The sequence below is a fragment of the Comamonas serinivorans genome, from assembly GCF_002158865.1.
GTDB lineage: Bacteria > Pseudomonadota > Gammaproteobacteria > Burkholderiales > Burkholderiaceae_C > Comamonas_E > Comamonas_E serinivorans.
In genome coordinates this window covers 1711916-1727430 of the sequence record NZ_CP021455.1, presented here as the reverse complement: position 1 = coordinate 1727430, position 15515 = coordinate 1711916, and the positions used below count along the sequence as shown (strand labels likewise).

The following is a 15515-nucleotide window of genomic DNA, read 5'->3' as shown; positions in this document are numbered from 1 at the left end:
CGGCGCCCTTGATCCAGGCAGTATCCATGCATCTTCGTTGATGAAGAAACGGAAAGCCATGGATACCCCTCACTCACCCACACCCTCCGCGCCCACCCTCGCCAGCCGGCGGCCTGCAGGCCCTTTGGCCGGCCGCCGCCGCCCGGGGGCGCGCAGCGGTTACGCTGTCGGCTTTTGACCGCCTGCGCCCGGCGGGCCGATCCGCGCCGGCCGGGCTGACCGTTTGTCCATGAGTGCCTCTCCCTCTCCCGTGTTGCACCGCGTGCGCATCGCCGATGTGAACGCCCACCTGTTCGAGGTCGAACTGCACCTCGCCCGGCCGGCCGCCGATCAGGTCGTGTCCATGCCGGTGTGGATCCCCGGCAGCTACCTGATCCGCGAGTTCGCGCGCCACGCCTTCGGCTTCACCGCCCACGAGGGCGAGGCCCCGATCGCCGTGCACACGCTGGACAAGCACCGCTGGCGCCTGGCCTGCTCGGGCCAGCAGCCCGTCACGCTGCGCTACCGCGTGTACGCGTTCGACAACTCGGTGCGCACCGCCTGGCTCGACGCCGCACGCGGCTTCTTCAACGCCACCAGCCTGTGCCTGCGCGTGGCCGGCCAGACCGACGCGCCCCAGGCGCTGGAGCTGCTGGCGCCGGCCGAGCTGCCGCAATGGCGCGCGGCCACGGCGCTGGCGCCTGCAGCGGCAGGCAGCGTGGACGCGCGCGGCTTCGGCCGCTACCTGGCGGCCGATTACGACGAGCTGGCCGACAGCCCGGTCGAGCTCGGCGACTTCTGGGAAGGCCGCTTCACGGCCTGCGGGGTGCCGCACCGCTTCGTCGTGGCCGGGGTGCCCGCCTCGTTCGACGGCGACAAGCTGCTGGCCGACACGCGCGCCATCTGCGAGGCCGAGATCCGCTTCTGGCACCCGCAGGGGGACGCCAAGCCGCCGTTCGACCACTACCTGTTCATGCTCAACGCCGTCGACGACGGCTATGGCGGCCTGGAGCACCGCGCCAGCACGGCGCTGATCTGCGCCCAGCGCGACCTGCCCCGGCGCAGCGACACCTGGCCCGGCCAGGCACCCGGCTCCGACGCCGCCGCGGCCAAGCCCAGCGCCGGCTACACCACGCTGCTGGGGCTCATCAGCCACGAGTACTTCCACACCTGGAACGTGAAGCGCCTGCGCCCGGCCGAGTTCACGCGCTACGACTACGACCAGGAAAACTACACCGAGCTGCTGTGGTTCTTCGAGGGCCTGACCAGCTACTACGACGACCTGCTGCTGCGCCGCGCCGGCCTCATCGACGACGCCACCTACCTGGGCCTGCTGACCAAGGCCATCAACCAGGTGCAGGAGGCGCCGGGGCGCCATGTGCAAAGCGTGGCCGCCGCCAGCTTCGACGCCTGGGTGAAGTACTACCGCATGGACGAGAACACGCCCAACGCCACCATCAGCTACTACACCAAGGGCGCGCTGGTCGGCCTGTGCCTGGACCTGACGCTGCGGCTGGAGGGCCAAACGCCGAACGCCTCGCTGGACGGCGTCATGCGCGCGCTGTGGGCACGCTGCCAGGGCGGCCCCATGCAGGAAAGCGACGTGGCCGCCGTGCTCGAGGACCTCGGCGGCCGCTCTTACGCCGACGAGCTGGCCCGCTGGGTGCACGGCACCGACGAGCTGCCGCTGGCGTCGCTGCTCACGCGGGCCGGCGTGCAGGTGCACCACGACCCCGCGCCCGTGGCCCAGCGCCTGGGCCTGCGCTGCACACCGCGGGACGGCGGCCTGCGCATCCAGACCGTGCTGCGCGGCAGCCTGGCCGAACAGGCCGGCCTGGCGGCTGGCGACGATTGGCTGGGCATCACGCTGCCTGCCCCCGGCGAAGCTGACCCAGCCGACGCATCAACCGGGCCCAGCTGGCGCCTGCGCACCCTGGACGACCTGCCCGCGCTGGCCGGTCCGCACACCCGGGTCCAAGCCCTGGTGGGGCGCGGCGCCCGGCTGCTGAGCCTGCCCCTGCAGTTGCACCACGAGGCGCAGCCCAGTGAGGCCCGGTCAGGTGAGGCCCGGCCAGGCGAGGCCCAGGCCAATTCGGACCGGACCGGCCAGAACCCGCCCGGGGCGGGCCGCAGCTGGCGGCTGGGCGTCGCCGACGCGGCCCAGGTCAGCGCCTGGCTGGCGGCCGTGCACTGACGGCACCTGTGGGTATGCCCAAAGTTGCGTTTTCAACACAACGCGAGTCACCCCATACCCATGAACCGCTTGGCCACGCTCCCTGGGCGCCGACACGGGCTTGAATCCGCCCGGCCGCGCGGCGCCTGCCGCACCGGGCCGGCGCCTGCGGCCTCCGCCGCCGCCCCTTCGGCATGACGCCCTCGCCACCCTTGCGCCCCCACGCCCCCCGGCGCCCGCGACCACCCTGGCGCTGGCTGGTGGCGCTTGCGCTGCTGGTGGCACTGGGCCATGCCGTGCTGCTCGACGGCCTGTATGGCCTGCGCCAGCCGCACAGCCTGCTGGCCCAGATGGCCGCCCCCATGTACACACGCGTGCTGACGCCCAGCGAAGCGCCCCCACCCGCGGCCGCCGCGTCGGCCGTGGCGGCCGCGGCCGTGCCCGAGCGCCTGCAATCCCGCACCATCGCGCCCGCTGTCCCCGAAGCCCCCGAAGCCCCCGAAGCGCCGGCGCCCGCGGCGACCGCCAGCGCCGCGCGTGACGACGCGTCGGCCGAAGCGGCGCGGCGCGAACGGGTGCAGGCACGCGAGCGCCGTGAACAGGCACGCCAGGAAGCGCGCCAGGCGGCGCGTCAACAGGCGAACGCAGCGCGCGACGAGGCCCTCCAGCAGGCGCGCCAGAAGGCCCGTCGAGAGGAACGCCTCGCGCGCGCTGCTGCCGCTCAGCCCTTGGCACCCGCCAGCTCGGCCGAACCCGGGACCGGGACCGACAGCGGCACGAACAACGGCGACACCCCGACCAGTCACACCGACACCGCCGCGGCCTTGGCCGCTGCGGGCAGTTCACCGCAAGGGGCCACGGGCGCCGGCGCCAGCCCGTCAAGCACCGGGCAGACGGCCGCCGTGGCCGGGTCGTCGAACCTGGGAGCCGACCCGTTCACCGGCGCGTCGGCAAGCCAATTGGCAAGCCAGTTGACAAGCCCCTCCACCCACCCGATGACCGGCCAGTCGGCCAGCGCGTCGGCTGACCCCAGGGCCCAGCCCGGCTCGGCAAACCTGCCCCCACGCCACGCCAACCCAGCGGCCAGCCCGGGCCAACCGCCCGACACCTTGACCGCCGCACGCGACGGCGCCTCGGCCGCGCAGGCCTCGGGCGCGCGCACCGCCACGGGCAGCGGCCATGGCGGCGCCAGCGCCAAGGTGGCCGATGCCTGGCCCCCGAACACCCGGCTGGCCTACACGCTGCGTGGCAACTACCGCGGCGAGCTGCATGGCACCGCGCGCGTGCTGTGGCAGACCAGCGGCACCCAGTACCAGGCGCAGGTCGAGCTGGACCTGGGCCTGCTGGCCAGCATGCGGCTGACCAGCCAGGGCGAGTTGACGGCGCAAAGCCTGGTGCCGCGGGTCTACGAGGAGCTGATGCGCAAGAAGCGGCGCAACGTGCGCCTGGGCACCGAAAGCCTGCACCTGGCCAACGACGAGACGCTGCCGCGCCCCCCAGGCGTGCAGGACACGGCCAGCCAGTTCATCGAACTGAGCCACCGATTCGCCTCGGGCCAGGTGCCGCTGGCGGTCGGGCAAACGGTGAACTTCGCCCTGGCGCGGCCCAACCGCGTGGCGCAGTGGACGTACGACGTGGTCGAGGACACGCAGCTGCAGCTGCCCCAGCTCGGCACCACGCGCGCGCTGCTGGTCAAGCCCCGCCCCATCGAAGGCGACACCAAGGGCATCAGCGCCCAGATGTGGCTGGCGCCCAGCCTGCAGTACCTGCCGGTGCGCATCCTGCTCACCACGGGCAACGGCGATCAGCAGGTCGATCTGCTGCTGCAACAGGTCGACCAGGGCGACGCGCCGCGTTGACGCTCGGCCTGAGCCAATTCAACCAGTATGGACTTGCTGCCGTTTTCTTCACATCGAGAACAGCCCCATACTCGTCATTGCTGGCTCCTCAATCTCTTCACCCCTTGACCCACAGCTGAGCCACCCAGGCGGGTGCGCGCCGCCGCCCGAGCGCGTCGGTCCGGCCCCGTGAATGCCGCACGGCACCCCGGTGACAGCGGACGCGGCGCCGGCCCCGACCCGCGCCGCGATCGGGTCGGCCGCTTGGGTATAGTGGGCCGTTTTTGGCTGGCGGCCCCCTACACCTACCCCCAGCCAGACGCCCCTCTCACCCACCCCCGACATGGAGTTCCCAATGGCCTACCAATTCATCGACGTGCGCACCGAAGGCGAAGTCGTTGGCGTCATCACGCTCAACCGTCCCAAGGCGCTCAACGCCCTGTCCAACGACCTGATGGACGAGCTGGGCGCGGCGCTGCGGGCCTTCGAAGCCGACGAGCGCATCGGCTGCATGATCATCACCGGCAGCGAAAAAGCCTTCGCGGCCGGCGCCGACATCGCCGTCATGGCCAAGTACAGCTTCGCCGACGCCTATGGCGGTGACTTCATCACGCGCAACTGGGAAGTCATCCGCAGCATCCGCAAGCCGGTCATCGCCGCGGTGTCGGGCTTCGCCCTGGGCGGCGGCTGCGAGCTGGCCATGATGTGCGACTTCATCATCGCGGCCGACAACGCCAAGTTCGGCCAGCCCGAGATCAAGCTGGGCGTGATCCCCGGCGCCGGCGGCACGCAGCGCCTGCCGCGCGCCGTGGGCAAGTCCAAGGCCATGGACCTGGCCCTGACCGGCCGCATGATGAACGCCGAAGAGGCCGAGCGCGCCGGCCTGGTCAGCCGCGTCGTGCCCTACGACAAGCTGATGGACGAAACCCTGGGCGCCGCGCTGCAGATCGCCAACTTCGGCCGCCTGGCCGTGCTGGCGGCCAAGGAAAGCGTGAACCGCGCCTTTGAAAGCGGCCTGTCGGACGGCGTGATGTTCGAGCGCCGCCTGTTCCACTCGCTGTTCGCCACCGCCGACCAGAAGGAAGGCATGGACGCCTTCCTGGGCAAGCGCGAAGCCAAGTTCACCCACCGCTGAACCATGTCGGTCCTGACGTCTCCCGCGCCGGCAGTGGCCGCGCGCCCCACCGCGCGCGCCGAGGGCTACCAGCCCGTGCTGGATGCGGCGGCGCTCAACGCCTTCATGGCGCGGGCCTTTCCGCATGGCCCGCGCGAACACCTGGCCCGCGTGGACCAGGTGGCGCCCGGCGAGGTGCTGCTGTCGCGCGAGCCGGGCCTGGAACACCTGCGCCCGGGCGGCATCGTCTCCGGCCCCACGCTGATGGCGCTGGCCGATGCGGCCGCCTACGTCGCCGTGCTGGCCCACGTCGGCGAGGTCGCCATGGCGGTGACCTCGGCGCTGAACTACCAGTTTCTGCAGGCCTGCCCGCAGGAAACGGTGCGCGCCCGCGCCAGCCTGATCAAGCTCGGCCGCCGTCAGGCCGTGGTCGACGTGCGGCTGTTCGTGGACTCCCTGCGCCACGACGTGGGGCAGGCCGTCGTGACCTACGCCATCCCCGCTGCTGCCTGAGCCGTCGAAGCAGGCCTGCGAGCGACGTCGCATGCCCGGTGATCGTGCTGCGACGGTTGCCTGCCTGCTGGCGGCCGCTCAGTGCTTGACATGCGCTCTCGGAGAGGGCGCTGGGGCAAGCCAACGACACGAAGCCGCGCACGGTCGACCCGGCAGATCGCCACGGGTCTGCCCAACCCGGCCTGCGCATGCGCCATGGCGGCGCGCTGCCACCGAGCGCAGCACCACGCGCCGCCAGCGGACCCAAGCCGCCCGTCAGCGCACGGGTTGGCCCAGCTAAGCCGCGATGCCGCGCCGTTCGCGGGCTTCCACTGGCGCTGGCCCAGTGACTGGTGGGCCTGGGCGTTGCCAGCAGGACTTTCTCATCGCCCGCCGACGCGCAGCAACGTATCGAGCCCAAGATCGGGCACCGGCAACGAGACGCTGAGCCTGGACCGAAGTCACCTCCTCGCTGACGATCCAACGCGTCACCAAGGCCAAGCGCGCGCCGCGCCGCGGTTTTGCCGGGGCGACACGGCGAAAATCGCGGGGGTGAACACCTCTTCTCCCTCCCCCACCACCCGACTGGGCCCCCGCTCGCCGGCCCAGCTGTTCTGGGTCTGCACAGGCGTCTCGCTGCAAGGCTTCGGCGGCGTGGTGGCCATCGTGCAGCGCGAGCTGGTCGAGCGGCGCGGCTGGCTCACCCCGGCCGAGTTCGCCGAGGACTGGGCCGTGGCCCAGACCCTGCCCGGCGCGAACGTGGTCAACCTGAGCATGATGCTGGGCGGGCGCTATTTCGGCCTGCGCGGCGCGGCAGCGGCCGTGGCCGGCATGCTGGCCGTGCCGGCGCTGCTGCTGGTGGCGCTGGCCGTGCTGTATGGCGGGGTGTCCAGCTCGCCGGCCGTGCAGGGCGCGCTGCGCGGGGTGGGCGCCGTGGCGGCTGGGCTGATCGCGGCCACCGCCCTCAAGATGCTGCCCACGCTGCGCCACAACCCGCTGGGTCCCTGGCTGGCTGGCGTCCTGGCCGTGCTGGCCTGGGTGGCCGTGGCCCTGCTGCACGTGCCGCTGATCGGCGTGCTGGCCACGCTGGGGCTGGCCAGCTGTGGGCTGGCCTTCTGGCGCCTCGGGCGCGCCGGCGCCGTGCCGGCGCAGGCCCGGGGGGTCGCCTCCCAGACCGCACCCGCTGCACCCCACCCTCACGCCGCGCCGCCCGCGGCTGAATCCCGCGAATGGCCATGAGCTTCAGCCCAGCCGACTGGCTCGCCATGGCCTTGCACTTCATGGCCTTGTCGCTCATGGCGGTGGGCGGCGCCGTGTCCACCGCGCCCGAGATGCACCGCTACATCGTCCAGCAGCGCCACTGGCTCTCGGGCGAGCAATTCAACGCCAGCATTGCCCTGGCCCAGGCCGCGCCGGGCCCCAACCTGCTGTTCGTCACCCTGGTGGGCTGGCAGATCGGCTGGCAGGCTGGGCAGCAAAGCGGTCTGCAGGCCAGCGCCTGGGCCGCCGCCTGGCCGTGGCTGCTGGCTGGCTTGGGCGCGCTCACGGCCTTGCTCAGCATGCTGCTGCCGTCTGCGGTGCTGACCTACAGCGCCACGCGCTGGCTGGCGCGCAACCAGGCCCGGCGCAGCGTGCGGGCCTTCAGGAGCGGGCTGGCGCCCATCGTCATCGCCCTGTTGTTCGCCACGGCCTGGGTGCTGTCGCGCGCCCACCCCGAGGTGCACCAACCCTGGCGCTTGTGGTTGCTGACGGTGGCGGCCACCGTGGTGGCCTGGCGCACGCGCTGGCGCCTGATCGGGCTGATCGCCGTAGGGGCGGTGCTGGGCGCGCTGGGCTGGGTCTGAGGCGAGCGATGGCGCGATGCCGCGGCGGCCTGGCACGGCGCACCGGGCAAGCGGCAGCGAACCCGCGTGGCGCAAGACCAAGCCGCTTCACACCGGTTTACGGTGGTGGCCGTTGGCCCCAGGTGCTGGGTTGGCTCAGCCTACATGGCTGCGGTGGTGGCCGTGGCGCACAGGGCTACAGGGCTGCGATGCGGGCGATGGCATCAAATCCCTGTCATCAGCAGTACCAAGTCAAGGTCATTTGGATGTCATCGACCACCCCTCCATACTCCACTTCTTCGTTCGAGAGGAGCCTTGCCATGTCCATTCCCGCCCCACCGCCGCACACCGTCCCCTGTGCCGACGCAGCAACCGGCCGTGCCCTGCGCACGCCGGGCCGTTCGGCCAGCGCGCACCGCAGAACGCGGCGCCTGCCCGGTCTGCTGCTCGTCACCAGCCTGAGCCTGGGCCTGCTGGCGGGCTGTGTCCAGGAGCCCCTGTCCCGCAAGCCGGACCGTGCCATCGCCACCGATGCCGCCACCCTGACCGTGACCGAAGGCCCGGTTCGCGTGCAGTTCGAGCAGCCCTTGCGCTTCGACCGCGAACGCAACGCCCCGGCCGAGACCGATCGCGCCCGCCTGGCCTGGGTGACCGCGCTCGGCGAGCACCTGGCCCAGCGCGCCGCCGCCCGGTTGCCGGTCGGCCAGCGGCTGGAGGTGCGCATCACCGAGGTGCAACGCGCGGGCGGCTTCGAGCCCTGGCGCGGGCCGCAGGCCGATGTGCGCATCGTGCGCGACATCTACCCGCCTCGCATCGCCCTGGCGTTCAAGCGCCTGGCCGCCGACGGCCAGACGTTGCAGGCCGGTCACCGCGAGCTGCGCGACAACGCCTTCCTGGCCCGTGCCGACGGCTACCCCAGCGACCCGCTGCGCCACGAAAAGACGCTGCTCGACACCTGGCTGCGCCAGGACCTGCCCGAGGCACCGCCTGCGCGCTGACCGGCCAGGGGTCAGGCTGACCGCTCTGTGGTTGAACTCGCTTGCGGGCGTCATCGGCAGGCGGGTCTCTGTGACGCGGGGCCTGGCGGCGGGCCGGATGATCTGGCGGTCGCGGCAGCCGGCGGCGAGACCTTGCACCTGCCGTGCATCGCTGGCGTGCGGCCGACGCCCGGCCAGGCGGGCACCGGCCACGGCCGGGATGTTCCTGCGACTTGCCCGATGGCCGCGCAGCGGCTTGGGCCGTCAGCCGACCGACGATGGCCTGCCACCCTCACCCCCTCAGCGGCGCCGAGGCCATGCTGCGCAGGCATCGGCCTTCCAAGTCATGCCGTTCACGAGGCGCCCCTGGGGCTCGGCCTTCAGCTGGCCGAGGTCGCTTGGTGCTTGGTGCACGGCGTGCAAACGCCACGGCTTGGCCGCGTGCGCGGGCGCTGAACACCCTGCCATGACCTCCCAGGTCATGGGCAAAGCGACCGGAGGCCTCAAGAATCGGTGCCATGCCTGTACCGACCACCGCCCCCCTCGCCTGGCCTCGTGCCCCCTCATCGTCCCGGGCGCTGGCCCTGGCCCTGCTGCTGGCCGGCACGCTCATGGTCACGCTGGACTTCTTCATCGTGAACGTGATGCTGCCCGCGCTGCAGCACGAGCTGAAGGCCAGCAACGCCGCCCTGCAATGGGTGGTCGCCGGCTACGGCCTGGGCAATGCCGCCGGGCTGGTGACCGGCGGACGCCTGGGCGACCTCTACGGCCGCCGGCGCCTGTACGCGCTGGGCATCGCCGCGTTCAGCCTGGCCTCGCTGGCCTGCGGGCTGGCACCGGACGGCCCCACGCTGGTGGCCGCGCGCGTGGCGCAGGGTCTCGCGGGCGCCCTCATCCAGCCGCAGGTGCTGGCCATGCTGGGCGAGCTGTTCACCGGTGAGCGCCGGGCCAAGGCCTATGCGGCCTACGGCGTGGTGCTGGGCCTGGGGGCGGCGCTGGGCCAGGTGCTGGGCGCGCTGCTGATGCAGTGGAACCCCGCGGGCCTGGGCTGGCGCGCGTGCTTCCTCATCAACTTGCCCGTGGGCTTGGTGGTGCTGGCGCTGCTGCGGCGCGGCCTGCCGGCGCTGCCCGGCAGCGGCCAGGCCCGGCTCGATGGCATGGGTGCGGGCGGCGTGGGCCTGCTCATCACGCTGGTGCTGCTGCCGCTGGTGCAGGGCCGCGAGCACGGTTGGCCCGCCTGGACCTGGGTCTGCCTCGCCCTGGTGGTGCCCGGGCTGGTCATCCTGCTGCGGCAGCAGCGCGCCCTGGCCAGCCGCGGCGGCCACCCGGTGCTGCCGCCCAGCCTGCTCGCGGCGCCCAGTTTCGGCCTGGGGCTGGGCATGACGCTGGCGTTCTACGCCGGCAATGCCGCGTTCTACTTCGTGTTGACGCAGTTCCTGCAGGAGGGCCTGGGCCTGTCGGCCCTGGCGGGCGCGGCCGTGTTCGGGGCCATGGCCGGCGTGTTCTTCCTGGCCTCGCTGGCGGCGCCCGCGCTGTCCCGGCGCCTGGGTCACCCGCCGATCGGCTGGGGCGCCCTCATCCTGGCCGGTGGCCACGCGCTCGGCATCGCCGCGGTGCTCACGCCCTGGCCCGGCGGCGTGCATTCGCTGTGGCCCAGCCTGCTGCTGCAAGGCCTGGGTCTGGGCCTGGTGATGGCCCCGCTGGTCTCGGCGGTGCTGGCCGGCCTGCCGCCGCAGCACGCTGGGGTCGCCGCCGGGGTGCTGGCGTCCACGCAGCAGCTGGGCAATGCCCTGGGCGTGGCCTTGATCGGGGTGCTGTTCTTTGCGGCGCCCGTGCGCGCGGGCTACGCCGCCGGACTGGCCTACCTCGGCCTGCTGGCCGTGGGCGTGGCGCTGCTGTACCGCGTGTGGGCCAGGCCTCGGCCCGGCCAGCCGGCTTGACGCAGGGTTGGCGTGGTTCACCTGGGCCACGCGACCGCAGCAGGCCGGGCAGCACCAGGGCGTTGCTGCCACCCGCTGGCGACGAGCGGACACCGAGCGACGTGGCCCCAGAGGGGGCCTGCACGCGGGCCGGGTGCCCGCCATGTCGTGCAGACAGTGGACAGCGGCGCCCGCAGCCGGCACACTCGCGCCCGTTTCGCCTGTGGCCTTGCCGCAGACCCGCCATCCCGCCAGGCGAGCCGCGAGGTTCACCCAAGGCTGCCCATGGGCTCGCCAATGAGGCTTGCACTGGGCAAGCCCCGCTCGCGCCACCGGCCTGGCCCGTTTGAAGGACCTGCATGACGACCTCTTCCGCCCCCACGCTCACCGCCCCCGAAGGCAGTCCGTACGGCAGCCTGCCGCCCGCCAGCCTGCCGGCCACCCGCAAGCCCGTGAGCCTGCCGCGTCTGGCCGACATGCACGCACGCGGCGAAAAGATCGCCATGCTGACGGCCTACGACGCCACCTTTGCTGCCATGGCCGACGCCGCCGGTGTCGACTGCATCCTCGTCGGCGACTCGCTGGGCATGGTGTGCCAGGGCCTGCCCAGCACCGTGGGCGTGACGCTGGAAACCATGCGTTACCACACCGAAAGCGTGTCGCGCGGCCTGCACCGCGTGCAGGGCACCACCTGGCTGATTGCCGACCTGCCATTTGGCAGTTACCAGCAATCGCGCGAGCAGGCGCTGGCCAGCGCCACCGTGCTGCTGCAGGCCGGCGCGCACATGATCAAGCTCGAAGGCGGCGGCTGGACCACGGACACCGTGCGCTTCCTGGTCGACCGTGGCATCCCGATCTGCGCCCACCTCGGGCTGACGCCGCAGACCGTGCACGCCCTGGGCGGCTACCGGGTGCAGGGTCGGGGCGACAGCGCCGCGCGCCTGCGCGAAGAAGCGCTGGCCCTGCAGGACGCGGGCGCCACCATGCTGGTGCTGGAGATGGTGCCGGCCGAGCTCTCGGCCCAGCTGACGCTGGAGCTGCCGCATTGCGCCACCATCGGCATCGGGGCCGGCAAGGGCACGGCCGGCCAGGTGCTGGTCATGCACGACATGCTGGGCATCAACCTGGGCAAGAACCCCAAGTTCGTGCGCAACTTCATGGAAGGCGCAGGCGGCGTGCGCGAAGCCATGGAAGCCTACGTGCGTGCCGTGAAGGACGGCAGCTTTCCGGTGGACGCCCAGCACGCCTGGTGACCGGAGCGGCGCGCGACGCACGCGGGGCTGAACCCGCGTGCGCGCAGGCGTGGGCTGTTCAGGTGGCCTGCCGCGCTCGGGCAGCGTTAGATAGGGGACGCGCGCAGTCTGCCTGCACGCCCTTGTGCAACGCTGGGGCGGGCGGCGACACCTTGGCATGGCGCTGCCCAAACCGGCATCCTACTCAGCCTTTCAAAATTGGCAGTATTCCTGGATTGCCGTTCTCAAACAAACGGCAACCAGGCCATACCCCATCACGCGTGCAGAGCGCGGTCGCTGATGACGATGCCATCGTCATCGGCATAGACCCAGTCGCCGGGGCGCACGAACACGCCGCCGATCTGGACCGGCACGTCCACCTCGCCGGTGCCGAGCTTGGCCGTGCGCATGGGGTGGGTGCCCAGCGCGCGGATGCCGATGTCGGCCGCGCGCAGCTCCGCCACGTCGCGCACGCAGCCGTGCACCACGATGCCGGCCCAGCCGTTCTTGGCGCCGTTCACGGCCAGGTTGCCGCCCACCAGCGCGCGGCGCATCGAGCCGCCGCCATCGACCACCAGCACGCGCCCGCCACCCGGCGTGGCCAGCAGATCTCGCACCTTGGAGTTGTCCTCCAGCGCGCGCAGGACCACGGCCGGACCAAAGAAGTGGCGCACGCCGCCGTAGCTGTGGTAGCCGGGCGCCAGCACGCGGAAGGCGCCGCTGACGTCGCCTTCGTGGGTGTCGCACAGGTCGCAGGTGGAAAAGCGGGGTTGACTCATGGGAACTCCTGAAACATCGAGCACGCCCGGCCAGGTCGGCGCCGGCAAGGCGCGCCCGGTCGGGCCGAAAAACGGGCGGTGGACCCGGCTGTGCCAGTCGGCCGCCACCGCCGGCGAAGTATAGAAAGCCGCGCCGGTGCCGGCTGCATCCGCGGGCCCGCTCCGGACACCCCGTGAGCGGATGGCCGCTGGCCAGGCTCAGGGCGGCTCGGCATGGCGACGCCCGCAGATGATCCGCCCGCCGCTGCGCTACCCGGCCCGCATGGGTGAACGCATGGGCGGGTGTCCGTGTCGATGGCCATGAATGTCCATCGCCTCGCCAACCGGCTCAGGCAGCGCATGCCAAAACGACGCAATGGCCCCCAGCGCACATGGCAGCGGGCCGTTCGCTCGACGCCGAACGTGGCCCGCGGCGCCATGGGCTGGTCACACACCACTTCGCCGTTCGCCCTTCGGCGGCTCTGGTTCGGCTTGCGCAGGCCCGGATGCCTGCGCGCGGGTCCTTGCGCTGGCCCTCCTCCCAAAAATACGTTGCACAGCAGGCCATGGTCGGCCCGTGACACGACTTCACAGCAGCCCGCACAACGGCTGGCGCGGCCCCGGCACAGCGAGCCCGCGCAGCAGTGGGCGCCTTCCCAGCGTGGTCTGCGCGCATGTGTCCGGCCGGGCGCGCCGCGTGGCAAAACGGCTGGTTGGCTGGGGTATGCTAGTCCCACGTGTTGCAGCACCCTGGTGCGCGGCACGCCTCAAGCGCCTTGCGGCAGCGCCCATGCAACGATTCACCCTTTAGAGCCAGTTCAGGAGACAGCCTTGTCCAAACCCATGAATGCCGCCGAGCAGCAGCTGAGCGATGCTGCACGCGAATACCACCGCAACCCCACGCGGGGCAAGATCTCGGTCACGCCCACCAAGCCCCTGTCGAACCAGCGCGACCTCTCGCTGGCCTATTCGCCTGGCGTGGCCTACCCCTGCCTGGACATCCAGGCCGACCCCAGCAAGGCCTACGACTTCACGGCACGCGGCAACCTGGTGGGCGTGGTGACCAACGGCACGGCCGTGCTGGGCCTGGGCGACATCGGCCCGCTGGCCGGCAAACCGGTGATGGAGGGCAAAGGCTGCCTGTTCAAAAAATTCGCCGGCGTCGACGTGTTCGACATCGAACTGGCCGAGCGCGACCCCGACAAACTGGTCGACATCATCGCCAGCCTGGAGCCCACGCTGGGCGGCATCAACCTCGAAGACATCAAGGCGCCCGAGTGCTTCTACATCGAGCGCAAGCTGTCCGAGCGCATGAACATCCCGGTCTTCCACGACGACCAGCACGGCACGGCCATCATCTCGAGCGCGGCCCTGCTCAACGGGCTGGAGCTGGTGAACAAGCAGATCGGTGAGGTGAAGATCACCGTGTCGGGCGCGGGCGCCGCCGCCATCGCCTGCCTGGACGTGATGGTGAGCCTGGGCGTCAAACGCGAGAACGTGTTCGCCTGCGACTCCAAGGGCCTGATCTACGAAGGCCGCCCGGGTGGCTTCGACGAGTCCAAGGCCCGCTACGCCCAGCCCGACACCGGCGCGCGCACGCTCGCCGATGTCGTCAAGGACGCCGACGTGTTCCTGGGCTGCTCGGCCCCGGGCGTGCTGACGGGCGACATGGTCAAGACCATGGCCGACAAGCCCATCATCCTGGCGCTGGCCAACCCCGAACCCGAGATCCGCCCCGAGGTCGCCAAGGCCGCGCGGCCGGACTGCATCATGGCCACGGGCCGCTCGGACTACCCGAACCAGGTCAACAACGTCCTGTGCTTCCCCTACATCTTCCGCGGCGCGCTCGATTGCGGCGCCACCAAGATCACCGACGAGATGAAGATCGCCTGCGTGCGCGAGATCGCCGCACTGGCCAAGGCCGAGCCCAGCGCCGAAGTCGCCGCCGCCTACCAAGGCCTGGAGATGACGTTCGGCCCGGACTACATCATCCCCACGCCGTTCGACCCGCGCCTGATCACGCGCATCGCACCCGCCGTGGCCAAGGCCGCCGCCGAGTCCGGCGTGGCCACCCGCCCCATCGCCGACCTCAAGGCCTACACCGAGAGCCTGGACCAGTTCGTGCACCAGACGGGCATGCTGATGCAGCCCATCTACATGACGGCCCGCCAAGCCCCGGCGGCCCACAAGCGCGTGGCCTTTGCCGAAGGCGAGGACGAGCGCGTGCTGCGCGCGGCGCAGATCGCCGTGGACGACGGCCTGGCCCACCCCATCCTCATCGGCCGCCCCAACGTGATCGAGGCCCGCATCGCCAAGGCCGGCCTGCGCATCAAACCCGGCAAGGACGTCGAGATCTGCGACCCCGAGGACGATCCGCGCTTCCGCCAGTACTGGGAGACCTACCACGGCCTGATGAGCCGCAACGGCGTGTCGGTCGAGGCCGCCAAGGCCGCCGTGCGCCGCTCGACCACCATCATCGCGGCGCTGATGGTGCACATCGGCGATGCCGACACCATGCTGTGCGGCACGCTGGGCCGCTTTGACCAGCACCTCTCGCACATCAAGGACGTGATCGGCCTGCAGCCCGGCCACTTCGACTTCGCGACGCTGAACGTGCTGCTGGCCGAAGACCGCACGCTGTTCATCACCGACACCTACGTGCACGAAAACCCCACGGCCGAGGAGCTGGCCCACATCGCCCAGATGGCCGCCCACGAGGTGCGCAACTTCGGCGTGCCGCCCAAGGTCGCCTTCCTGTCGCACTCGAACTTCGGCTCGTCCAAGCGCCCTTCGGCCATCAAGGTGCGCGAGGCACGCGAGCTGTTCCGCGACCTGGAGCCCGAGGTCGAGTGCGACGGCGAAATGCACGGCGACAGCGCCCTGTCCGAAGCCATCCGCAGCCTGAACGTACCCAACAGCACGCTCAGCGGCGAAGCCAACCTGCTGGTCTGCCCCAACCTGGACGCCGCCAACATCCTGTTCAACGTCATGAAGATGACCATCGGCCATGGCGTCACCGTGGGTCCGGTGCTCATGGGCACGGCCAAGCCCGCGCACGTGCTGACCCCGTCGGCCACGGTGCGCCGCCTGGTCAACATGACGGCCCTGGCCGTGGCCGAAGCCGAGGCCCTGCGCCGCCGCTGACGCCCGCAGCGCGTGCCGACGATCGCGGCGCCACGCGATCACGGGCACGCGCTGAAGCCCGGCACC

General features: G+C 71.6%; 11 protein-coding genes. 10 read left to right on the top strand and 1 reads right to left on the bottom strand.

Going from position 1 to position 15515, the window contains the following annotated elements:
- Positions 1-229 precede the first annotated feature (229 nt).
- From CCO03_RS07375 to panB, 9 genes are all read left to right on the top strand, one after another.
- Positions 230-2173 carry a M61 family metallopeptidase gene (locus CCO03_RS07375; RefSeq protein WP_087279256.1) on the top strand — a complete coding sequence of 648 codons (1944 nt, stop codon included), beginning with the start codon at positions 230-232 and terminating at the stop codon, positions 2171-2173.
- 173 nt (positions 2174-2346) lie between these two features.
- On the top strand, positions 2347-4011 hold the full coding sequence (locus CCO03_RS07370; RefSeq protein ID WP_087279252.1) for a DUF3108 domain-containing protein: 1665 nt from the start codon (positions 2347-2349) through the stop codon (positions 4009-4011).
- A 334-nt stretch (positions 4012-4345) separates the two neighbouring features.
- Positions 4346-5125, top strand: coding sequence for an enoyl-CoA hydratase (locus CCO03_RS07365; protein ID WP_087279248.1), 780 nt, complete (start codon positions 4346-4348; stop codon positions 5123-5125).
- A gap of 3 nt (positions 5126-5128) precedes the next feature.
- Positions 5129-5617, top strand: a complete 489-nt coding sequence (locus CCO03_RS07360) for a PaaI family thioesterase (RefSeq protein ID WP_087279245.1) — start codon at positions 5129-5131, stop codon at positions 5615-5617.
- Positions 5618-6148: 531 nt separating this feature from the next.
- Complete coding sequence (locus CCO03_RS20335; RefSeq protein WP_335583036.1) at positions 6149-6835, top strand: chromate transporter; 687 nt, start codon at positions 6149-6151, stop codon at positions 6833-6835.
- The gene (locus CCO03_RS07350) at positions 6832-7440 is read left to right on the top strand and encodes a chromate transporter (RefSeq protein WP_236904071.1); all 609 of its coding nucleotides are present in this window, start codon (positions 6832-6834) and stop codon (positions 7438-7440) included. Before CCO03_RS20335 ends, CCO03_RS07350 begins: the two co-directional genes overlap by 4 nt.
- A gap of 299 nt (positions 7441-7739) precedes the next feature.
- On the top strand, positions 7740-8417 hold the full coding sequence (locus CCO03_RS07345) for a DUF3016 domain-containing protein (protein WP_087279237.1): 678 nt from the start codon (positions 7740-7742) through the stop codon (positions 8415-8417).
- 497 nt (positions 8418-8914) lie between these two features.
- Positions 8915-10336 carry an MFS transporter gene (locus CCO03_RS07340; protein ID WP_087279234.1) on the top strand — a complete coding sequence of 474 codons (1422 nt, stop codon included), beginning with the start codon at positions 8915-8917 and terminating at the stop codon, positions 10334-10336.
- Positions 10337-10674: 338 nt separating this feature from the next.
- Positions 10675-11568, top strand: coding sequence for a 3-methyl-2-oxobutanoate hydroxymethyltransferase (panB, locus tag CCO03_RS07335; protein ID WP_087279231.1), 894 nt, complete (start codon positions 10675-10677; stop codon positions 11566-11568).
- A 254-nt stretch (positions 11569-11822) separates the two neighbouring features.
- Here the strand turns inward: panB and rraA are convergent, their stop codons facing one another.
- Positions 11823-12326, bottom strand: a complete 504-nt coding sequence (rraA, locus tag CCO03_RS07330) for a ribonuclease E activity regulator RraA (RefSeq protein ID WP_087279228.1) — start codon at positions 12324-12326, stop codon at positions 11823-11825.
- 822 nt (positions 12327-13148) lie between these two features.
- Here rraA and CCO03_RS07325 point away from each other — a divergent pair.
- A complete protein-coding gene (locus CCO03_RS07325) occupies positions 13149-15449 on the top strand; it encodes an NADP-dependent malic enzyme (RefSeq protein WP_205690400.1) in 2301 nt (766 codons plus the stop codon).
- Positions 15450-15515: the final 66 nt, after the last annotated feature.

Bases quoted from the DNA above. Each gene is read 5' to 3' on its own strand.
- CCO03_RS07375 (WP_087279256.1), top strand. From the start codon at position 230: ATGAGTGCCTCTCCCTCTCCCGTGTTGCACCGCGTGCGCATCGCCGAT.
- CCO03_RS07370 (WP_087279252.1), top strand. From the start codon at position 2,347: ATGACGCCCTCGCCACCCTTGCGCCCCCACGCCCCCCGGCGCCCGCGA.
- CCO03_RS07365 (WP_087279248.1), top strand. From the start codon at position 4,346: ATGGCCTACCAATTCATCGACGTGCGCACCGAAGGCGAAGTCGTTGGC.
- CCO03_RS07360 (WP_087279245.1), top strand. From the start codon at position 5,129: ATGTCGGTCCTGACGTCTCCCGCGCCGGCAGTGGCCGCGCGCCCCACC.
- CCO03_RS07350 (WP_236904071.1), top strand. From the start codon at position 6,832: ATGAGCTTCAGCCCAGCCGACTGGCTCGCCATGGCCTTGCACTTCATG.
- CCO03_RS07345 (WP_087279237.1), top strand. From the start codon at position 7,740: ATGTCCATTCCCGCCCCACCGCCGCACACCGTCCCCTGTGCCGACGCA.
- CCO03_RS07340 (WP_087279234.1), top strand. From the start codon at position 8,915: ATGCCTGTACCGACCACCGCCCCCCTCGCCTGGCCTCGTGCCCCCTCA.
- panB (WP_087279231.1), top strand. From the start codon at position 10,675: ATGACGACCTCTTCCGCCCCCACGCTCACCGCCCCCGAAGGCAGTCCG.
- rraA (WP_087279228.1), bottom strand. From the start codon at position 12,326: ATGAGTCAACCCCGCTTTTCCACCTGCGACCTGTGCGACACCCACGAA.
- CCO03_RS07325 (WP_205690400.1), top strand. From the start codon at position 13,149: ATGAATGCCGCCGAGCAGCAGCTGAGCGATGCTGCACGCGAATACCAC.